This window comes from Cupriavidus sp. 05N40 (genome assembly GCF_056397305.1).
Map to the genome: position 1 here is coordinate 1 of NZ_JBFTND010000014.1, position 18,669 is coordinate 18,669.

Annotated in this window: 18 protein-coding genes and 2 pseudogenes; 11 read left to right on the plus strand and 9 right to left on the minus strand. The window is 69.5% G+C overall.

Annotated elements, in window-relative coordinates; translation table 11 throughout:
- Positions 1 to 31 precede the first annotated feature (31 nt).
- Positions 32 to 178 (minus strand): annotated as a pseudogene (locus AC1DO7_RS05345) (H-NS family nucleoid-associated regulatory protein); the annotation flags it as partial.
- A 1,080-nt stretch (positions 179 to 1,258) separates the two neighbouring features.
- Here AC1DO7_RS05345 and AC1DO7_RS05350 point away from each other — a divergent pair.
- On the plus strand, positions 1,259 to 1,549 hold the full coding sequence (locus AC1DO7_RS05350; RefSeq protein WP_441616694.1) for a DUF3649 domain-containing protein: 291 nt from the start codon (positions 1,259 to 1,261) through the stop codon (positions 1,547 to 1,549).
- A gap of 120 nt (positions 1,550 to 1,669) precedes the next feature.
- On the opposite strand, the gene AC1DO7_RS05355 is transcribed toward AC1DO7_RS05350, so the two are convergent.
- Positions 1,670 to 2,146, minus strand: coding sequence for a hypothetical protein (locus AC1DO7_RS05355; RefSeq protein WP_441616692.1), 477 nt, complete (start codon positions 2,144 to 2,146; stop codon positions 1,670 to 1,672).
- 140 nt (positions 2,147 to 2,286) lie between these two features.
- On the opposite strand from AC1DO7_RS05355, the gene AC1DO7_RS05360 reads away from it, so the two are divergent.
- Positions 2,287 to 2,709 (plus strand): PaaI family thioesterase, encoded by a 423-nt coding sequence (locus AC1DO7_RS05360; RefSeq protein ID WP_441616690.1) that lies wholly within the window; start codon positions 2,287 to 2,289, stop codon positions 2,707 to 2,709.
- Between the two features lie 121 nt (positions 2,710 to 2,830).
- Here AC1DO7_RS05360 and AC1DO7_RS05365 read toward each other — a convergent pair whose 3' ends face one another.
- The 3 genes and pseudogenes from AC1DO7_RS05365 to AC1DO7_RS05375 all read right to left on the minus strand — a co-directional run bounded on the left by AC1DO7_RS05365 (position 2,831) and on the right by AC1DO7_RS05375 (position 5,502).
- Positions 2,831 to 3,187, minus strand: a complete 357-nt coding sequence (locus AC1DO7_RS05365; protein ID WP_441616688.1) for an endonuclease — start codon at positions 3,185 to 3,187, stop codon at positions 2,831 to 2,833.
- A 361-nt stretch (positions 3,188 to 3,548) separates the two neighbouring features.
- Complete coding sequence (locus tag AC1DO7_RS05370) at positions 3,549 to 3,875, minus strand: four-helix bundle copper-binding protein (protein WP_441643334.1); 327 nt, start codon at positions 3,873 to 3,875, stop codon at positions 3,549 to 3,551.
- Positions 3,876 to 4,026: 151 nt separating this feature from the next.
- A pseudogene (locus AC1DO7_RS05375) lies at positions 4,027 to 5,502 on the minus strand (MFS transporter).
- A gap of 133 nt (positions 5,503 to 5,635) precedes the next feature.
- On the opposite strand from AC1DO7_RS05375, the gene AC1DO7_RS05380 reads away from it, so the two are divergent.
- Complete coding sequence (locus AC1DO7_RS05380; RefSeq protein WP_441616684.1) at positions 5,636 to 6,037, plus strand: response regulator transcription factor; 402 nt, start codon at positions 5,636 to 5,638, stop codon at positions 6,035 to 6,037.
- Positions 6,038 to 6,920: 883 nt separating this feature from the next.
- A complete protein-coding gene (locus AC1DO7_RS05385; protein WP_441616682.1) occupies positions 6,921 to 7,139 on the plus strand; it encodes a hypothetical protein in 219 nt (72 codons plus the stop codon).
- Positions 7,140 to 7,201: 62 nt separating this feature from the next.
- On the opposite strand, the gene AC1DO7_RS05390 is transcribed toward AC1DO7_RS05385, so the two are convergent.
- A complete protein-coding gene (locus AC1DO7_RS05390; RefSeq protein ID WP_441616680.1) occupies positions 7,202 to 7,474 on the minus strand; it encodes a hypothetical protein in 273 nt (90 codons plus the stop codon).
- Positions 7,475 to 7,886: 412 nt separating this feature from the next.
- Here AC1DO7_RS05390 and AC1DO7_RS05395 point away from each other — a divergent pair, with 412 nt between their 5' ends.
- Complete coding sequence (locus AC1DO7_RS05395; RefSeq protein WP_441616678.1) at positions 7,887 to 8,708, plus strand: alpha/beta fold hydrolase; 822 nt, start codon at positions 7,887 to 7,889, stop codon at positions 8,706 to 8,708.
- Between the two features lie 133 nt (positions 8,709 to 8,841).
- Positions 8,842 to 10,116: an MFS transporter gene (locus AC1DO7_RS05400; protein WP_477115867.1), complete on the plus strand. Its 1,275-nt coding sequence runs from the start codon at positions 8,842 to 8,844 to the stop codon at positions 10,114 to 10,116.
- A gap of 93 nt (positions 10,117 to 10,209) precedes the next feature.
- Here the strand turns inward: AC1DO7_RS05400 and AC1DO7_RS05405 are convergent, their stop codons facing one another.
- On the minus strand, positions 10,210 to 11,013 hold the full coding sequence (locus AC1DO7_RS05405; protein ID WP_441616674.1) for a BON domain-containing protein: 804 nt from the start codon (positions 11,011 to 11,013) through the stop codon (positions 10,210 to 10,212).
- A 304-nt stretch (positions 11,014 to 11,317) separates the two neighbouring features.
- On the opposite strand from AC1DO7_RS05405, the gene AC1DO7_RS05410 reads away from it, so the two are divergent.
- On the plus strand, positions 11,318 to 12,415 hold the full coding sequence (locus AC1DO7_RS05410) for a methyltransferase (RefSeq protein WP_441616672.1): 1,098 nt from the start codon (positions 11,318 to 11,320) through the stop codon (positions 12,413 to 12,415).
- A gap of 49 nt (positions 12,416 to 12,464) precedes the next feature.
- Entirely contained in the window at positions 12,465 to 12,935 is a 471-nt protein-coding gene (locus AC1DO7_RS05415) for a ferritin-like domain-containing protein (RefSeq protein ID WP_441616671.1), read from the plus strand.
- A gap of 107 nt (positions 12,936 to 13,042) precedes the next feature.
- Here AC1DO7_RS05415 and AC1DO7_RS05420 read toward each other — a convergent pair whose 3' ends face one another.
- On the minus strand, positions 13,043 to 14,014 hold the full coding sequence (locus AC1DO7_RS05420) for a FadR/GntR family transcriptional regulator (protein ID WP_441649924.1): 972 nt from the start codon (positions 14,012 to 14,014) through the stop codon (positions 13,043 to 13,045).
- A 308-nt stretch (positions 14,015 to 14,322) separates the two neighbouring features.
- Between AC1DO7_RS05420 and AC1DO7_RS05425 the strand changes: the two genes are divergently transcribed.
- Positions 14,323 to 15,789 carry an NAD-dependent succinate-semialdehyde dehydrogenase gene (locus AC1DO7_RS05425; protein WP_441616667.1) on the plus strand — a complete coding sequence of 489 codons (1,467 nt, stop codon included), beginning with the start codon at positions 14,323 to 14,325 and terminating at the stop codon, positions 15,787 to 15,789.
- Between the two features lie 52 nt (positions 15,790 to 15,841).
- Positions 15,842 to 16,723: an NAD(P)-dependent oxidoreductase gene (locus tag AC1DO7_RS05430; RefSeq protein ID WP_441616665.1), complete on the plus strand. Its 882-nt coding sequence runs from the start codon at positions 15,842 to 15,844 to the stop codon at positions 16,721 to 16,723.
- 100 nt (positions 16,724 to 16,823) lie between these two features.
- Here AC1DO7_RS05430 and AC1DO7_RS05435 read toward each other — a convergent pair whose 3' ends face one another.
- On the minus strand, positions 16,824 to 17,084 hold the full coding sequence (locus tag AC1DO7_RS05435) for a hypothetical protein (RefSeq protein WP_441616663.1): 261 nt from the start codon (positions 17,082 to 17,084) through the stop codon (positions 16,824 to 16,826).
- 145 nt (positions 17,085 to 17,229) lie between these two features.
- Here AC1DO7_RS05435 and AC1DO7_RS05440 point away from each other — a divergent pair, with 145 nt between their 5' ends.
- The gene (locus AC1DO7_RS05440) at positions 17,230 to 18,660 is read left to right on the plus strand and encodes a TAXI family TRAP transporter solute-binding subunit (RefSeq protein ID WP_441643333.1); all 1,431 of its coding nucleotides are present in this window, start codon (positions 17,230 to 17,232) and stop codon (positions 18,658 to 18,660) included.
- Positions 18,661 to 18,669 lie beyond the last annotated feature (9 nt).

Here is an 18,669-nt window from a genome sequence, read left to right on the forward strand (position 1 = left end):
GGGCACCGGACTGCCGGCGCCCCGTCTGCCCTCAGCCCACGCGGAAATGCTCGACCGACTGGCCGGCATTGACCGCGCGCAGCAGCCACGAGGGCATCGCGCCCTCGCCGTCCCAGACCTGCCCTTCGGCGTTGCGGTAGCGGCGCGGGCCGGAGGGAGCCGCCGGGGCCGCAGCAGGGGTGACGACGGGCGCGGTCTCGGCCTTTGGCTCGGCTTTTGGCTCGGCTTTTGGCTCGGCTTTTGGCTCGGCTTTTGGCTCGGCTTTTGGCTCGGCTTTCGGTTCGGCTTCTGGCTCCGCCACAGTTTTCGGCAAACCCGCAGCTGACGCCGCGGCTTCCGGCGCTACTGCCAGTGCCGATCCGGGCGAGGCGACATCGGCCGCATTGCGCTGGCCACGCCTCCTCTTGCGCCGCGGCCGCGGCGCCACCATCGGCGGCGCCGTGACAGGTGCCGCTGGCAACAGCCCCTGAACCGGGCCGGCCGGCTCCGCGATGACGTCGGCTTCCGCCTCGGGTTCGGCGACCGCTTCAACTTCCGCTTCAACTTCCGCCTCAACCTCCGCTTCAACGTCCGCCTCCACTAGCGGCTCAACTTCCGCCGCCACTTCCGTGTCCAGGGCGGCAGCAATCTTCGCGGCAGGCTCCGCGAGCGGCGCGGCAAGCAGTTCCGCCACCGGCAGGATTTGCTGCCCGCCGCCGGGTTCGGCCACAGGTTCAGCCTTCGGCGCCGCGGCTGCCTGCGCCGCCTCGATGTCATCGGCGGTGATGCCCAGCCGCTCCATCTGGACCCGTATCCAGACAATGGCGGCTACTCGTTTGACGTCGGCGGAAAGAACAGCGGGAATAGCGGAAGACACGATAGAAACCAGTAAAGGATGCGGGACAGGGGGTTCTCCATGCGGCGCTCACCGCACACCCATATCCCCGAAGCTCGCACATGATAGCCGAGCGCGGAAACCGCCTCTTGCGAGAGCCAAAAACGCGGCAGATCGCCCAGTAATACGGCCTCCGGCAGCAAGCACATAACAGGCCAGCCAGCACCGGGAATCCGCCCGGATCCACACAACTCAAATGAGAACGATTATCATATGCGACCAACAGGGCCATCAGGCGTCGCCTGCGGCCGGCCTCTTGCGCGGCGGGCCGCCTGCCGCGCAATACGGCCCTCTTCCATAGGACATATAGCCAATGCATCGACTCATTTCCACTGCCCCGCTACGGATTGTTGTGCCCGGCCGGGCTGCCCGGGAGGCGCGGACATGGGCTTGAGCCGGAACGGCCGCTACCGCCTGGATGTTGCCTCGCGCGTGGTGGCCGCGATCGGTGGCGGCTATGTGCTGGCAGCCCTGGCCACCGGCCTGCTGGCGGTGGTGCTGCCGATGCCGCCGTCCGAGGCGGTGACGACCGCCACGCTGCTGTCGTTCTCGCTGTACGCGTGCGCGGTGCTATGGGTGTTCGCCGCCGGCAGCGCGTTGCGCGCGTGGGCCGGACTGGCGATTCCCGCCGCGGTCATGGCGGCCGTGCTGGCCGCGGCGCGGAGCGCGGCATGAAGGCCGGCCTGCGGCAGTCGATGGCCTGGCTGCGCGCGGCCAGCCTGAGTGGCGCGCTGAGCGGCGCGCTGGGTGGCTGCGGGCTCCTGGCACTGCGCGCGCTGCCCTGAGCCGCCGCCGCTAGCGCGCGCACTTCTTGTACGGCGCATACTGCGCGCCGTTCCAGCGCCAGACCGGAAAGCAATTGCCCGGCCCGCCGATCTCGATGTCCGGATAGCCGAGGTGCTTCGTCTTGAGCACCGTGGCCTGCCCCGGAAAGCCGAACTGCGGCTGCCAGCGCCCGCTGCCATCCTTCACGTACAACTGCATCGAGACGCCGGCCATGCCGCCCACGCAAGTGCCGTAGAAATTGGTGAAAACCTCGGGCTGGCCATCGCCGTTCAGGTCGACGACGGCGGCATCGTAGTCCACCGACTCATTGCATGACTTGTCGAAGACCTTGCCCTTGAGCGCCTTGAGCTGGCCTTGCGTGGCCTCGGCGACGAGTTTCGCATCGGCACCCGGCGCGGCGCCGGCAGGCATGGCCAGGGCCACGGCAAAGCCGCCGGCGACGGCCGGCGCAAACGCTGCGGCCAGGACAGATGGACGGCGGGGCATGGCGGTCTCCCTGAAGGCAAGGCAGCCCGGCACGGCATCGTGGCGCAAGCCGAAGGCTGCCCTTCGATGATATGAAGAACGGTTCGCCGCCGCCAGCTATCATGTCGGCCATTCCATTCGATTGCCGACCGCTGCAAGCCATGTCCGACAAGACCCCCGCAAACCAGCCCTATGCGCTGGAGAACCCCTTCCTCGAATCCCTCAACGTCACCATCGTGGAGTGGCAGCCGGACCTGGTACGCATGGCGCTGGTGCCCCAGCCCGCGCATCTCAACAACACCGGCGTGGTCCAGGGCGGCATCCTGGCCACGTTGCTGGACGCCGCCGGCGGCTATGCCGGCCTGTTCCCGGAAGGTGGCGTGCGGCGCGCCGCCACCACCATCTCGCTCAACGTCAACTATGTCTCGTCGGGGCAACTCGAACCGCTGGTGGTGACAGGCCGGCGCGTGGGCGGCGGACGGCGCGTGTTCTTCTCCAATGCAGAAGTCACCGACAGCCAGGGCCGGGTGATCGCCACCGCGCAGGCGGCATTCCGGCGCAAGGATCCGGTGCCCTCGGCCTGATCTTCCCGGCCATGGCGTTGCGCGACTGGCATGGGCGCCGATGCATGCCGCCCCCGGCACTTCACCTGCTGGGGCGGAAGTCGGAAATCAAGATCACGGCCAGCCTATGAGGCGCCGGATCTCAGGCCCCGTCCAGGAAGCGGCTGCGCAGGCCCAGGCGCGTGCCCAGCGTGGGGCCCAGCCAGCGCGAACGGTCCATGTAGGCCAGCTGCGCATTCTGGCTCTGGTCCATGTAGGGCTCTTGCGTGGGGGCCAGGTCGGTGCGCACGGGCTGGCTGGCGCCCTGCGTGTAAGGGTCGAACTTGTCCGGCGCGCGGGCACCGGCGTAGGGGTCGGTCAGGCCGGCGCCGCTATTGGACATGCCGCCCTGCGAATACGGACTGCGGGGCTCCTGCACGCCCACGCCCTGGGCCAGCGCGCAAACCGAAGCCATGGCGGCGCCTGCCATCAGCAGGGCCTTGGCGAATGAATGCTTCATAGGTACCTCCTCGGAGAGGAAAAGAGAGGAAAAGGGTCGCTCGCATGCGGAGCGCCTGGTCTCTTCCCAAGCCAGACATGTGCCAGTCAGACGCCGTCCGACAAGCATGCGGGCCGCTCGGGGGGGAGTGCTCGCGCGGGGCGGGCGGCATGCGTTGGCAGCGCTTGCCTGGCGGCCTCCCGGCGGCCTGCGCCGGGCGCGATGCGGACGAACACGCATGGGTTCACGTGGCCGGAAACAAAGGCGCACGATGGTAATCGTTACCTGCGCGCGCCGACTGCTCCGCCCGTGTCACAGGTGCATGTCACAGGTGCATGTCACGCGCGCAGATCATTGCGCGTGTGATGTGCATCAGCGCGCCTTATGCCATGCCGTGGCACGCGTCCGCGCACAGCTTGCAGGCAATCGCGCAGACCTGGCAGTGCCGCACGGCATGTCGTCCGCACTCGCTGGCGCAGGCCTCGCAGGCCTTGCTGCACAAGCGGCATATCTCCGCTGCATAGGGGCTGCCGCGCGCCATCGCGGCGGCGGCAAGCTGGCACAAGGCGGCGCACTCCATGTCCAGCCGGATGCATTCCGTCATGTCCGCGGCCTGCCCTTCCTGCAGGCACGACGCCGCGCAGTGGTTGCACGCCGCGGCGCAGGCATTGCACGCGTCGATGCAGGCTTGATAGTCATCCATCGTCATGGTGGCTCCTGGTCGGCTGGGAACGGGCGAGCTTCACGCGCAAATCGTGCCAGCTTGCCCTGCGCATGGCCGGGGCTGACAGCGCGCCCGGCGATGCGCGCCTTGCATGCAGCACGGGCAGAGTACAGGGGCGGCATGCCCGGGCCTGGCGCTATTCCCGCGTCGCTTGCGCCGGGTCCGCGGACAGCGGCGGCGCGATGTCTTCCAGCGGGCGCATCTCTGCGTTGACCGCGTAGCGCAAGGCAAACAGGCCCGCGGCGATCACCAGCAGCGCCCCGATGCCGTAGCCGGTAGCCACCGCCACGCGGCTGCCGCTTTCTATCAACGCGCCGAACAGCAGCGGGCCGATAAATCCGCCGCTCCCTGTTCCTACAGCGTAGAACACCGAGATCGCCAGCGCGCGCGTTTCCAGCGGAAACACCTCGCTGACCGTGAGATACGCCGAACTGGCCGCGGCCGACGCCAGGAAGAAAACCACCGACCAGCACAGGGCCTGGCTGCGCGCGTCGAGCCAGCCTTGCACGAAGGCCCAGCCGGTCAGCGCCAGGCCCACGCCGGACAGCACATAGGTCAGCCCGATCATGCGGCGCCGGCCGACTCTGTCGAACAGCGGGCCCAGCAGCAGCGGCCCGAGCACATTGCCCAGCGCGAACGGAAACATATACAGCCCCACGCGGTTGTCCGGCACGCCGTGAAAACGCGTCAGCACCAGCGCATAGGTGAAGAAGATCGCGTTGTAGAAAAATGCCTGCGACACCATCAGCGCCAGCGCCACCGCGCTGCGCATGCGCTAGCGCCGGAACAGCACGCCGGCGACCTCGCGCAGCGCGGGCGTGGCGCGGCGCACGAAGGTGATCGTGCCCGCCGCGGGCGGCAATGCGCCGTATTGCGCGATCACCTGCGACTCGATGTCCGCCACGATGCGGCCCGCCTCCGCCTCGCGCCCGTGCGACAGCAGCCAGCGCGGGCTCTCGGGCACATCGCGCCGTACCAGCAGGATGGCCAGCGCCAGCACGGCGCCGAGTGCGAACGCGGCGCGCCAGCCCAGCGCCGGGCCCAGTACGCGCGGATCCAGCAGGAGCAGGCTCAGCCCGGCGCCCAGTGCCGCGCCGAGCCAAAAGCTGCCGTTGATGGCCAGGTTGACGCGGCCGCGCACGCGGGCCGGGATCAGCTCATCGATGGCCGAATTGATCGCCGCGTATTCGCCGCCGATGCCGAGCCCGGTCAGGAAGCGGCACACCGCGAAGAACACGAAGCCCGTGGAGAATGCCGTGGCGAGCGTGGCGGCCATGTACACGGCCAGCGTCGCCAGGAACAAGGTCTTGCGTCCGAGGCGGTCCGCCAGCCGTCCGAACACCAGCGCGCCCGCCACCGCGCCCGCGACGTACAGGGAGCCGAGCCAGCCCACCTGCGCCGCATCCAGGCCGAGGCCGTCGGGACGCTCCAGCACGCCGCCGAGCGAGCCGACCAGCGTCACCTCCAGTCCGTCGAGCACCCATGCCACGCCCAGCGCGATGACCACGCGCCAGTGCCAGCGCGACCACGGCAAGCGGTCAAGGCGGGCCGGGATATCGCTGCGCGCGACCGGCGCGGCAGCCATGTCCGGCCCCTTTGGGCGCCCTGGCATATCTGACACTGGTGGCACGGGTTGCACGACGGGCATGGGCAGGTTCCGGCTGGCGGTGGCAGGCAGCGGGCTTCTGGCCCGGGCCTTGCGTGGAGCAGTGTCTTCTACGACAAACTCATCATAGGCAGATTCCATGCGGCGTCCCTGTCAAACCATCCTCGTGGTCGACGATGAACCCGGCGTGGCAGATGCGCTGGCGTGCGCGCTTGAGGACGCCGGCTATATCGTGGAGCGCGCCGCCGACGGATTCAGCGCTTATTTCATGGCGCAACGCGTGCATCCCAGCGTGGTAGTGACCGACTGGATCATGCCGCATGGCGACGGCGCGGTGCTGTGCGGCATGCTGCTGCACGACCACGCGCTCTGTGCCACGCCGCTGGTAATCTCGACCAGCATGCGCCCTGTGCCCACCATCGCCAACCCTAGCGTGCGCTACTGCCCCAAGCCTTGCCACCCCGACGAAGTAGTCCGGCTCGTACGCGAGCTCGCCGGCGAATCCGGCGAGTCCGGCGCATGCGGTCCGGCGCGGCCTTGAAACTCTTGCCATGCGCACCATGCCGTGCGCCGCCCGGGTGGCCTCGTTCCGGGTGCCGGGATCACATGGCAAATGAGCTGGGCAAATGGCAAGGCGAGGAACCTGCGCCGGCAAGCCAGGAGAGCGGTCCACGCACAGCGCAATGCATAGCCCATGCAGCACCTGGATCGGGCCGACACCGGCTCCGCTGCCATCGCTGTCGCATTTATTTTTTGATGCGTGTCAAGTGAGTGACGAAGCACAAACCCCCCGGTATTGGGGCAGCCGATCGACGCTCATGGTGAGACACTATGCGCGGGCGGGAAACCAAAGCGCTCGCCCATCTCACTTCGTCAATGCCCTCCGGACCAGACCGGCGGGCATTTTTTTACCTGTCGCGCGCGGGATGACCACCGCACGGGGCCATGCGACTTTTTTACATGAGCAGGAAAGTTCGGGATACCCCGCGGCCGGCATTCGTGCACCGGCGACCCCTCAGGCTGCCGCGCGCCGACCGCGCAGAGACCGGCCACCCGCGGACACCCGGCATCGCCTGCGCCCGGGCGAATTGTCCTGGCGCGAGTGGCACGATTCCTGCCAGTTCAGCATCGCATGACGGGAAGCCATTTGTCACATGGCTGGGGCTTGCGGGGACGCGGGCCGAGTGCCGCGTCCCCATTTTTTCCGCCCGGCATGCGCGCCCGGCCGCGCAGGGAATCCGCCATGCGCCGAACGCCGCAGCCGCGTCAATAGTTCTTCGCGCCTACACCAACAAGGGGGCAGCGCACCGGTGCCGCGCCGGCGCAAAATGCGGCCAGGCCGCACGTGGCGGCGCCATGCCCTGCCGGTGACGGCAGCCCCAGGACCCAACACCTTTGCCCACATGTTCCATGACCCGAAACCAATGACCGATGCGGCCAGCCGCCCGGATGGCGCGGCGCAGGTGGGTGCATTGCCCGCCCAGCCCCCGTCATCGTGCGAGCCCACGCTGCAGCAGATAGCCGAGCGCCGTACGCGCGCGCTTGCCGATGCGCTGGAAGAGGCCATCCGCTCGTCACCGGCAAGCTCGAGCCGCGCTACCGTGCGCGCGCGCACGCAGGCGGCGGCCAAGGCGTCCGGATAGGTCCCGCGGCCCGACAACCCGGCCGGCCGGGCGGATGCTTTCCCGCCTGGCGGAGACACCGGCTAATCCGCCAGCGGGAATCCGAACACATCCTGCGCGAGGTCGCGTTCGAAGACGGCCGTCCACGCACCCTGGACACCGTCGCGGTATTCCCTGGCTTCACCCCCGGTCACGCGGGCCACGGTGATGCTGCGGGACGCGTGCCCAGGAGCGCCGTCCCGCCCATCCTGCGCGCTGACCTCGAAGTCCTCAAGGGCAAAACCGTGCAGCGCGCAGGCGGACGCGAAGTCGTCGCGCTCCTGCGCCGGCAGTTCGTGGAACCGCAATTGCGCCATGGCCGTCTCCCGGGGCCGCCGCGGATGCCGGCGGTATCTCGTCTCTGATGAGAACCGCAGTATCGCAGCAAGGGGATTCGGCGGGCAACAAGGCTGCCCGGGAGAGAGACCAGGCCCCGCGGCCAGCGGATGCGCTCCCTGCGCGATGCCGTCGCCTCGCGTTTTCCGCGCCAGCGAGCCACCGCCGCCAACGCCTTCCGAAGGCTTCCGATTACCTCCCCGGTAATTGGCCCGCCGCGCGCCAGCGCCGACACTGAGCTTGCCTGGAACCGCCAGGCAAGCTCAACCGGAGCCGACCGCCATGCCCGCAGCCAGCCTTGCCCGCCTCGAACCCGCTTATCCTGCTTCTCCCGCTTCTCCCGCTTCTCCCGCCGCCACGTCTACCACGTCTACCACCGCCCCACTCCTCCCGATGGACTACGTGCAAACCCGCGACGGCGTTTCGCTGTTCGTGCGCGACTGGCACGACGGCAGCGCCGCCGGGGTGGTGCTGTTCGTTGCCAGCTGGGCCCTGTACTCGGATTCCTGGGGTGCCCAGATGGTGGCGCTGCGCGCCGCCGGCCTGCGCTGCATTGCCTACGACCGGCGCGGCCACGGGCGCTCGGGCGATCCGGGCCGCGGCTATGACTTCGATACGCTGGCCGACGACCTCGCCGATGTGATCGAGGCCCTGGACCTGCGGCGCGTCACGCTGGTGGGGCATTCGATGGCTGCCGGCGAGATCGTGCGCTATCTCTCGCGCCATGGCGCCAGCCGCGTCGCCGGCATGGTGCTGGTGGGCTGCACCACGCCGTGCCTGGCGCAGAGCGCGGACAACCCCGACGGCATCGCCCCCGCCCTGCTCGAGCAGGTCGCAGGCGAACTGGCCGGCGATTTCCCGCTGTGGGTGGAGAATAACCTCGCGCCCTTCGGCGGCGGGCTGTGCTCTGCGCCACGGCTGGAATGGGTGCGCGCGATGGCGTTGCAGACTTCGCTGCCGGCGCTGCTCGGCTGCAACCATGCCAACGCGTATGCGGATTTCCGCGCCGAGCTGCCGGCGATCCGCGTGCCGGCGCTGCTGGTGCACGGCGACAACGACGTGTCCTGCCCCCTGCCGCTCACCGCGCAGCGCACGGCTGCGCTGCTGCCCGATGCGCGCCTCGCCGTGTACGCAGGCGCACCGCACGGCCTGCCCTACACGCACGGGGCGCGGCTGTCTGCCGACATCCTCGGCTTCGTGCGCGGACTTGACTGACGATCCGCCGACGCCTGCCTGTCGCCTGCCTGTCGCCTGCCTGTTCCCTGCCTGATGGATCCCGACCGGAACCCCGCCATGTCCTCGCCCAGCCCCGAGCCAGCCGTAGCGCTGCCCTGCGCTGCAGCTGGTGGTGGCCGGCTACGGCGTGGCCAACGCGGCCGGCCTGATCACCGGCGGGCGCCTGGGCGACATGCTCGGGCGCCGTCGCATGTTCATGCTGGGCCTGGCGCTGTTCGGGCTGGCTTCCGCCGCGTGCGGACTGGCGCCGGACGCCCGCGCGCTGGTGGCGGCGCGCGTGGCGCAGGGCCTGGGCGGCGCCTTGCTGCAGCCGCAGGTGCTGGCCATGCTGTCGCTGGCCTACACCGGGCCGGCACGCGCGCGCGCCTTTGCCGCCTACGGGCTCACGCTCGGGCTTGCCGCGCTGCTCGGCCAGCTGCTCGGCGGCGCGCTGATCCGTGCCGACCCGGGCGGCCTGGGCTGGCGCGCCTGCTTCCTGATCAACGTGCCGGTGGCCGCGGCGGCGCTGCTGCTGGCGCCGCGCGTGCTGCGCGCCGCGCCGCGGGTCCCGGGCAGCAAGCCGGACCTGCGCGGCATGGCCTTGCTTGCCACGGCCCTGTGCGCGCTGGTGTGGCCGTTGGTGGAGGGCCGCCAGCAAGGCTGGCCGCCAGCAACGCTGCTGGCGCTGGCCTTGGCCCCGCCGCTGCTGGCGCTGTTCGCATGGCAGCAGCGCCGGCTGCAGGCCCGTGGCGGCCAGCCGCTGGTCAGCCCCGCGCTGTTCGCCACGCCGGGCTTCGCGCGCGGGCTGGCGGTGACGCTGGCCTTCTATGCCGGCAATGCATCGTTCTATTTCGTGCTCGCGCTGTACCTGCAGGACGGACTCGGCCTGAGCCCGCTGCAAGGCGGCGGGGCCTTCACCATGCTGGCACTGGGCTTCTTCGGCGCCTCGCTGGCGGCGCCGCGCATTGCCGCGCGGCTGGGTCGCTCGTCCATCGCCTACGGCGCGCTGCTGCTGGCCGCAGGCCACTGGCTGCAACTGGCCAATGCGCTCTTGCCGTGGCATGCGCATGCCACCGCGCCGGTGGCGGCGATGCTCGGGCTTCTGGCGGTGCAAGGCGCCGGTATCGGCATGGTAATGGCGCCGCTGGCATCCGCAGTGCTGGCGGGCATGCCAGAGCGGCACGCAGGCGTCGCCTCCGGCGTCCTGGCTACCGTGCAACAGGTCGGCAACTCGGTCGGGGTGGCGCTGATCGGCAATGTCTTCTACGGCGTGCTGGAAGCCAGTGCCATGCCCCCGGACTGGCCTGGCTATACCCATGCCTACGCCTGGAGCCTGGCCTGCCTGCTCGGGCTGGCGCTGGCCGTCACCCACTTGTGCCGCGCCCGCCGGCAGGTGCCGGCGCCGTAGGCCCCGCCGCCTGCGTGGCGGGCCACCGTGGCATGGGTGGCGCCGCGCGGCGTCAGGGCCGGAATGCGACGCCGTGCCGACGCCGCCGCCCGCCTACTCCGAAGCCAGCACCCCATACGGCCGCACCCGGATCTGGTTGATCACCTCGGTGACGCCGTACACATCGTCGGCCACCTCTTCGATTTCGTATTTGATGTGCCGCTGGGTGACCGTGCCCTCCAGCGTGACCATGCCCCCGCTTACCGAAACCGTGACTTCGCTCACGTCGAGCGTGTGGTCGCAGGCAAGCCGCTCGCATACTTCCTCGCGCAGGCTCTCGTCCGAGCGGCGGTAGCCCTTCGGACCCATGCGCCGGCCGCGTTCGTACCCGCTCCGCTCATACCCGGCCCCCTGGTATTCATCCGGGCCGGCCATCCCCGCGCCCGGCCCCGCCGTGGCGACGCCGGGCGTCGCGCGTGCCCGCTGCGCGGCGCGGTAGCCGTCCGCATAACCGCTGGCGTAACCGCTGACGTAGCCCCGCCCGCCGGGGGCGCCATCCGGTGCGGCCGTGCCCTGGGTGCTGGCATAGCCATCGCCGTCCGGGCGGCGCGACGCGGGCGATACGAGCGCCTCATCGCGGCCGCGGTCCCAACGGCCCTGCCCCCAGGGCTGGCGCTCGCCACCGCCCATGCCGGCAATGGCGCTCGCCGGCCGGCGGAACCGGGCCTGCGGATAGCGCGATTCGTAGCGCGCGATTTCGTCTTCGCCGAGACGCCAGCTATCGTCGTTGCGATCGCCGGAATACCACGCGTGCCGCTGCGCGCGCCTTGTCGCACGCGCTCCGTCGTCGTTGCCGGGCGCATCCGCGCCGCCCGGCGCATACCGTTGCCGGCCGTATTCGTCTGTCCACGTACCCATGGCTATCCCCAATGTCGTTCCGGAGGGGACCAACGCCCCTCCACCATGGTTGATCGGGGCAAAATCCGTACCGGGTCCAGGCCGGCGGCCATGGCCCCGCCACGGCGGGCGCAGGCGGGCGGCCCATGCCGACAGCGAGCAGCAAGCGGCACGTGCGCCATGCGCTTCCCGCGTGTGCGCTTTACCCGGCGTTGTAATACGCACCCTCGCCTGCAGGCGGGGCCCGGCTGGATTTCGACCGGCCCGGCATCTAGAGTTAGCTAGCATCCTCCCCACCGCCGTGCCCACCGTGATGAGGTGACCTATGCAAAACGAAGCCGACACCCAGCGTGCGCCGGCAGACGCAGGGGCAGCGCTTTCGCCCCAGCACCTGCTGCAGCTCGGCATGGGATTCTGGGCCGCCAAGGCCATGCTGAGCGCCGTGGAACTTGGCGTGTTCACCCAACTGGCGCGGCAGCCGCTCGATGCCGGCGCGCTGGGCGCGGCGCTAGGCCTGCATCCGCGCGGCGCCGCGGATTTCCTCGATGCGCTGGTTGCGCTGCGCGTGCTCGACCGCGAGGACGGCGGGCAAGGCGGCGGACAGGAAGGCGGTGGACAAGGCGGCGCCGGCAGGTACCGCAACACGCCGGAAGCGGACCATTTTCTCGACAAGGCGAAATCCACCTATGTCGGCGGCCTGCTGGAGATGGCCAACGCACGCCTCTACCCCGCCTGGGGGGCGCTCACCGACTCGCTGCGCACCGGCAAGCCGCAGGGCGATGCCGCCGAGGGCACCGACCCGTTCGCCACGCTCTATCGCGACGAAGCGGGGCTGCGCGGGTTCCTGCGGGCGATGACCGGGGTCAGCCTGGCCGCCGCGCAAGCCATGGCGCAGCGCTTTCCATGGCAGGAATGCAAGACCGTCATCGATATCGGCGCCGCCCAGGGTGCGCTGCCGGTACAGCTTGCGCTGGCCCATCCACACCTGCGCGGCGGCGGCTTCGACCTGCCCGCGGTCGGGCCGGTGTTCGACGCCTACGTCGCCGAGCATGGCCTGCAGGACCGGCTGCGCTTCTACCCCGGCGATTTCTTCAACGATCCCTGCCCGCAGGCCGACGTGCTGGTGATGGGCCATATCCTCCATGACTGGGACCTGGAGCAGAAGCTGCATCTGCTGCGGCAGTGCCACGCGGCGCTGCCCTCGGGCGGTCGCCTGATCGTCTACGACGCCATGATCGACGACGCGCGCCGGCAGAACGCGTTCGGCCTGCTGATGAGCCTGAACATGCTGATCGAGACACCGGGCGGATTCGACTACACCGGCACGCAATGCTGCGACTGGGCCAGGCAGGCCGGCTTCGCGCAGGCGCGCGTGGAACCGCTCAGCGGTGCGGATTCGATGATGATCGCGACCAAGGCATAGCATCGCCACGGCATCGCGCGGCGGGACGTAGCCAACCGGAGACACAGCCATGGCTGAAATGAACAACGAGGACAAGGCAAAGATCGTCACCGTGCTGAACGGGATCCTCGAGGCCGAACTGGCCGGCGTGGTCCGCTACACGCACTACTCGCTGCTGGTGTTCGGCTTCGGCCGCATTCCCATCGTGTCGTGGCTGCGCGACCAGGCCAACGAATCGCTGCTGCATGCGCAGCAGGCCGGGGAATGGATCACCACGCTGGGCGCCTATCCGTCCCTGGCCATCGGCAAGCTGCTCGACAGCCACACCTTCGACACCGCCGCCATCCTGCGCGAATCGCTCGACGCCGAGATGGCCGCCCTCAAGCTCTACCGCGAACTCCTGGCGCTGGTCGAAGACCGCTCGGTGGCGCTCGAAGAATACGCGCGCCAGATGATCCAGCTCGAAGAACTCCATGCCGGCGAGGTGGACAAGATGCTGCGCAAGCCCGGCAGCACCGCGGCGTTCGCGCCGTCTGCGTGAGATCCCGGGCTAAGGCCCGGCCCCCCTTGGATTGCCGCCCGGACTTGCCTGCGTCCGCCACGCCATGCGTACGCTGCCCGGCCGCCAGCGCGGCTCGACCCGGGACACTAGCGTCGCGCGGACGGCCGCCGCAGCACCTCGCCCAGGTCTGCCCGCGCCAGGCGCTGCGCGGCCGCGCGGCTGTTGCCGGTCCAGTAGCTCTGGTCGGCGTGGGCAATGCGGTCCGCCGTGTTCTTCATATGCAGGAAGGCGGCCTTGCGCGCGGCCTCGGGATCGCGCGCCTCGATGGCGGCGCACATGGCTTCGTGCTCCGCGCGTACCTGCGCGGCCAGATCGGCGCGCTTCGCTTCGTTGCCGCGCGTGAGGCGGATGGCGTCCTGCAGCGCGCGCGTCAGCAGGCCCAGCAGTTCGGTGTAGTGCGGGTTGCCGGTGGCGCGCGACACGGCCATGTGGAAGGCCAGGTCCTCCTCCACGCCATCGCCGCCGGCCGCCGCCGCACGGTCGATGGCCTTGAGCGCGCGGCGGATCCGCGCCATCCCGGCCTCGCTGCGGCGCTCCGCCGCCAGCGCCGCCATCTCGGCTTCGATGCCGCGCCGCAGCTCGATGATGCGCACCACGCCCAGCGCGGGGTTATCGTCGTTGCGGCCGAGGCGGAAGGCCTCGCTGGCCTTGGGGTCGAGCACCACGGTGCCGCTGCCCTGGCGGGTTTCCACCAGTCCCTCCGACTTGAGCCGCGAAATGGCCTCGCGCACCACGGTGCGGCTCACGCCGTATTCCTCGGTCATGAACTTCTCGGTGGGCAGGCGCGCATTGACCGGATAGGTGCCCTTGCGGATCTGGCTTGCCAGCAGCTCGGTGATGCGGTCGGCCAGCGTCATCTCGCCGGGCGGCTTGCGCGGCGAGGCCGTGGCGTTCAGGGTGTCGGTGCGCATGCGGGCTCCGTCTCGGACTGGCTGGGTGCGGCTATCGGTATCGGCTTCGCTATCGGGCGGCATCCGTGGCTTCTCGTGCTTCTCGTGCTTCTCGTGCTTCTCGTGCTTCTTGTTCTTCTTGCCGGCGCGGTTGCCCGCGCTGGCCATCGTTCCGTGCCGATGATAGCACCGGGAACAAAGTGGTTGACAAACTCATCATATAAATTTGTAATACAAATTACTGACCAGCGCGACCGCGTCCCCGCCTCGGGACCGGCGTCTCCGAACGCCCGCAGAGGCGCCATCGCCAGTCACCGCACAGGAGACACCAAGCCATCGACGGCCTTGCGGCCCTGCAGCGCGGCGAACGGCCCGGCAACCTGCTGGCATCAGGCGGCACGAGCAGCGCCCTCACCCTCCCCCTCTCACTGTTCCTTTCCATCGATGCGGCCAATGCCCGCCCGGAGCGCCTGACCATGAAGATCACCCGTCCTTCGCTGTTTCGCCAGCAATGCCATGTCGGCGGTCGCTGGGTAGACGCCACCGGCCGCGAGACGCTGTCGGTCACCAACCCCGCCACCGGCGCCGTGATCGGCACGGTGCCGCGCATGACCGGCGCTGACGTGCAGGCCGCCATCGCTGCGGCCGGCCAGGCCTTGCCGGCATGGCGCGCCACCAGCGCCAAGGAGCGTGCCAGGATGCTGCGCCGCTGGTACGAGCTGTGCATGCAGCACCAGGAGGATCTCGCCACCATCCTCACCACCGAGCAAGGCAAGCCGATGCGCGAGTCGCGCGGCGAGATCGCTTACGGCTCGGGCTTTATCGAGTGGTTCTCCGAAGAGGCCAAGCGCATCTACGGCGACATCATCCCCGCCCCCGCCAGCGACCGCCGCATCGTGGTGATCAAGCAGCCGATCGGCGTGGTGGCCGCCATCACGCCGTGGAACTTCCCCAACGCCATGATCACGCGCAAGGCGGGGGCCGCGCTGGCCGCCGGCTGCACCATCGTGGTCAAGCCCGCCTCGGCCACGCCCTACTCGGCGCTGGCCCTGGCCGAACTGGCCAGCGAGGCCGGCATCCCGCCCGGCGTGTTCAACGTGGTGACCGGCTCCGCCGGCGTGGTCGGCCGCGAGCTGACCGGCAGCCCGGTGGTGCGCAAGCTCTCGTTCACGGGCTCCACCGAAGTCGGCAAGGAACTGATGGCGCAGTGCGCGGGCACGGTCAAGAAAGTCTCGATGGAACTGGGCGGCAACGCGCCCTTCATCGTCTTCGACGACGCCGACCTCGACGCCGCGGTGCTGGGCGTGATGGCCTCCAAGTTCCGCAATGCCGGCCAGACCTGCGTCTGCGCCAACCGCATCTTCGTGCAGGACGGCATCTACGACGCCTTCGCGGCAAAGCTCAGGACCGCGGTGGAAGCACAGGTGGTGGGCGACGGCCTGGACGACGGCGTGGACCTCGGCCCGCTGATCGACGACGCCGCGGTGCGCAAGGTCAAGGAGCATATCGAGGACGCGGTCGGGCTCGGCGCCAGGGTGCTCACGGGTGGCCAGCCGCACCCGCTGGGCGGGCACTTCTTCACGCCGACCATCCTCACCGAGGTCTCGCCCAAGGCCAGGCTGATGAACGAGGAAACCTTCGGCCCGGTGGCGCCGCTGATCCGCTTCTCCTCGGACGAGGAAGTCATCGCCATGGCCAACGACACCCCGTTCGGGCTGGCCGCCTACTTCTACACCGGCAGCTACGAGCGTTCCTGGCGCGTGGCCGAAGCGCTGGAGGTCGGCATCGTCGGCCTGAACGAAGGCATCATCTCCACCGAGGTCGCGCCCTTCGGCGGCGTGAAAGAATCCGGCGTGGGCCGCGAAGGCTCGAAATACGGCATCGAGGACTACGTCGAGATCAAGTACATCTGCGCCGGCGGCCTCGGCGGCAAGCGCGCCTGAAGCGCGCGCGGCCATCGGAAAACCGCCAGCCCGGCATCGAAACGGAGACAACATGAAGACAATCGGCATGATCGGCATCGGCATGATGGGCCACGGCATCGCCACCAATATCGCGAAGCACGGCCACCCGCTGGTGCTGCTCGACCATCCGGGCAACCAGCCGCTGGACAAGCTGCTGGCCGCGGGCGCCACCACCGCCGCCACTCCCGCCGAAGTGACGCGCGCCGCCGACGCCGTGATCCTCTGCGTCACCGGCACGCCGGAAGTCGAAGACGTCCTGTTCCGCCCCGATGGCGTGCTCGCCGGGCTGCGCCCGGGCACGGTGGTGATCGACTGCTCCACCGCCATCCCCTCGTCCACCGTGCGCATCGCGGACGCCGTGACCAGGGCCGGCGGCCGCTTTCTCGATGCGCCGATGACGCGCACGCCCAGGGAAGCCGCCGAAGGGCGTCTCAATCTCATCGTCGGCGGCGAGCGCGAACTGTTCGAGCAATACCGGCCGCTGCTGGCCTGCTTTGCCGAGAATATCGTCCATGCCGGCCCCGTCGGCTCCGGCCACCGGCTCAAGCTGCTGCACAACTACGTCTCGCTCGGCTTCTCCGCCGTGCTGGCCGAGGCCGCCGCGTGCGCCGAACGCGCCGACGTGGACCCGGCGGTGCTGCTCGAAGTGCTCTCCAAGGGCGGTGGCGACGGCGTCGTGCTCAACCGCCTGCGCCCCTATATCGAAGCACAGGACAACTCGGGCTTCCGCTTCTCGCTCGCCAACGCGCTCAAGGACATGGGCTACTACACCACCATGGCCGCGGAACTTGGCGCCGCGCGCGCCACTGCCGAAGCGGTACGGGACACCTATGAGCAGGCCAGCCACAGCGAGCGCGCGCAAGGCACGGTGCCGGAATTGATCTCGATTCTGGGGGACAGGCAGGCGGGATGAGTGCAACGCAGGCCGAAAGTGAGCGGCATGGCGCTCTTCGGCAAGCCGGATGCGGCGCAGGCGCCGCATCCGTCAGGATGGTTCTTCTTCTATATGTCGTCTAGATGCCGAGAATCTTCTTTGCCTCGCCAAGTGACTTCATGGACTCATCGTGCTTGCCAGCCTTGTGATAGGCCTCGCCGTCGGCGCGCAGCTTGGTCACCTTGGCGGCGTCTTCCGCCGACAGCGCCGGCTTGGTGGCAAGCTTGGCATCGATCGCCTTCATCTCGTTCGGGCAGTTGTGGGCCAGGGCCAGACCGCTTGCGCCGAGCAGGAACAGCGAAGCGGCAATGGGAATATATCTACGCACATCGGCCTCCATCGGGTATTGAGCGGATATTCAGCTTAGACCATCGGAGCTGAAGCAGCGCTATCGCTGGCGGGTCCGGCGCCGCGGCGCCCGGCGCGGTAAGCCCGCCGGGGCCGGTGCTATGATTCTGCCGCTCCATCCCAGCGCACGCGAGCCGATGACGCCAGACTCCGGGCAAGCCAAGCCCACGCCACCCGAAGCCAGACCGGAAACCACTCCCGGAGCCAGCCCCGACGCCACCTCCGCCCCCGCGGCGGCGCGCGCCAGAACCGATATCCGCCGCCTGGGCGCCCGCTTCGTCGCCATCTCCTGGCGCGACCTGGCGGTGTCCTTCGGCCCCGCCGTGGTGTTCTGCATCGCGGCCGCCTGGCTGGCGGTCTGGCTGATCCAGCCGGCGCCGCCCAATGCCATCACCATCAGCGCCGGGCCGAAGGACAGTTCGTTCTGGAACGCCGCCGAGAAGTACCGCGCGATCCTCGCGCGCAACGGCATCACGCTCACTGTGCTGCCGTCCGAGGGTTCGCTGCAGAACGTCGGGCGGCTGGCCGATCCCAAGCAGTCCGTCGACGTGGCCCTGGTCCAGGGCGGCGTCTCCGGCGAGGTGAACAAGGAGGGACTGGTCTCGCTCGGCAGCATGTTCTACGCGCCCATCAGCGTGCTGTACCGCGGCAAGGAAAAGCACAAGCTGTCGGATTTCCGCACGGCGCGCATCGCCATCGGCCGCGAAGGCAGCGGCAGCCGCGCGCTGGCGCTGACGCTGCTCAAGGCCAATGGCATCGAGCCCGGCGGCAGCGCCACGCTGCTCGCCCATGACGGCGACGAGGCGGCGCAGGCGCTGCTCGACGGCAAGATCGACGTGGCCATGCTGACCGGCGACTCCGCCACCGGCCCCACCATGCGCAAGCTGTTCCGCATGCCGGGCATCCGCCTGCTGGACTTCGCCCAGGCCGACGCGTACACGCGGCGCTTCCTCTACCTGCAGCAGCTGGTCCTGCCGGCCGGCGTGCTGGACCTGGGCAAGAACCTGCCCGTCCACCCGATCCACCTGATCAGCCCCACGGTGGAACTGGTGGCGCGCGACAACCTGCACCCCGCGCTGTCCGACCTGCTGATCGAGGCCGCGCGCGAAGTCCACGGCAAGCCCGGCTTGCTGCAGGGCGCGGGGCAATTCCCCTCGGCCACCGTGCACGAGTTCCCGCTCAGCGACGACGCCACGCGCTACTACGCCTCGGGCAAAGGCTTCCTGTACCGGCACCTGCCATTCTGGCTGGCCAGCCTGCTCGACCGCGCGCTGCTGGTGGTGGTGCCCATCCTGGTGCTGCTGATCCCCGCCTTCAAGGTGGTGCCCTCGCTCTATAGCTGGCGCGTCAAGTCGCGGATCTACCGCTGGTACGGCTCGCTGATCGAGATCGAACGCGTGGCGCTGGTCGATCCCACCGAGGAAGAGAAAGCCACCCTGATCGCCCGGCTGGACCACATCGAGGACGCCGTCAACCGGCTCAGGATGCCGCTGGCCTACGCCGACCAGTTCTATGTGCTGCGCGAGCATATCGCCTTTGTCCGACGGCGCCTGACCGGCGCGCCATAGCCCGGGCGG

Bases quoted from the DNA above. Each gene is read 5' to 3' on its own strand.
- AC1DO7_RS05430 (WP_441616665.1), top strand. From the start codon at position 15,842: ATGAAGACAATCGGCATGATCGGCATCGGCATGATGGGCCACGGCATC.
- AC1DO7_RS05415 (WP_441616671.1), top strand. From the start codon at position 12,465: ATGGCTGAAATGAACAACGAGGACAAGGCAAAGATCGTCACCGTGCTG.
- AC1DO7_RS05405 (WP_441616674.1), bottom strand. From the start codon at position 11,013: ATGGGTACGTGGACAGACGAATACGGCCGGCAACGGTATGCGCCGGGC.
- AC1DO7_RS05425 (WP_441616667.1), top strand. From the start codon at position 14,323: ATGAAGATCACCCGTCCTTCGCTGTTTCGCCAGCAATGCCATGTCGGC.
- AC1DO7_RS05360 (WP_441616690.1), top strand. From the start codon at position 2,287: ATGTCCGACAAGACCCCCGCAAACCAGCCCTATGCGCTGGAGAACCCC.
- AC1DO7_RS05355 (WP_441616692.1), bottom strand. From the start codon at position 2,146: ATGCCCCGCCGTCCATCTGTCCTGGCCGCAGCGTTTGCGCCGGCCGTC.
- AC1DO7_RS05380 (WP_441616684.1), top strand. From the start codon at position 5,636: ATGCGGCGTCCCTGTCAAACCATCCTCGTGGTCGACGATGAACCCGGC.
- AC1DO7_RS05395 (WP_441616678.1), top strand. From the start codon at position 7,887: ATGGACTACGTGCAAACCCGCGACGGCGTTTCGCTGTTCGTGCGCGAC.
- AC1DO7_RS05385 (WP_441616682.1), top strand. From the start codon at position 6,921: ATGACCGATGCGGCCAGCCGCCCGGATGGCGCGGCGCAGGTGGGTGCA.
- AC1DO7_RS05410 (WP_441616672.1), top strand. From the start codon at position 11,318: ATGCAAAACGAAGCCGACACCCAGCGTGCGCCGGCAGACGCAGGGGCA.
- AC1DO7_RS05350 (WP_441616694.1), top strand. From the start codon at position 1,259: ATGGGCTTGAGCCGGAACGGCCGCTACCGCCTGGATGTTGCCTCGCGC.
- AC1DO7_RS05435 (WP_441616663.1), bottom strand. From the start codon at position 17,084: ATGGAGGCCGATGTGCGTAGATATATTCCCATTGCCGCTTCGCTGTTC.
- AC1DO7_RS05420 (WP_441649924.1), bottom strand. From the start codon at position 14,014: ATGGCCAGCGCGGGCAACCGCGCCGGCAAGAAGAACAAGAAGCACGAG.
- AC1DO7_RS05390 (WP_441616680.1), bottom strand. From the start codon at position 7,474: ATGGCGCAATTGCGGTTCCACGAACTGCCGGCGCAGGAGCGCGACGAC.
- AC1DO7_RS05440 (WP_441643333.1), top strand. From the start codon at position 17,230: ATGACGCCAGACTCCGGGCAAGCCAAGCCCACGCCACCCGAAGCCAGA.
- AC1DO7_RS05365 (WP_441616688.1), bottom strand. From the start codon at position 3,187: ATGAAGCATTCATTCGCCAAGGCCCTGCTGATGGCAGGCGCCGCCATG.
- AC1DO7_RS05370 (WP_441643334.1), bottom strand. From the start codon at position 3,875: ATGACGATGGATGACTATCAAGCCTGCATCGACGCGTGCAATGCCTGC.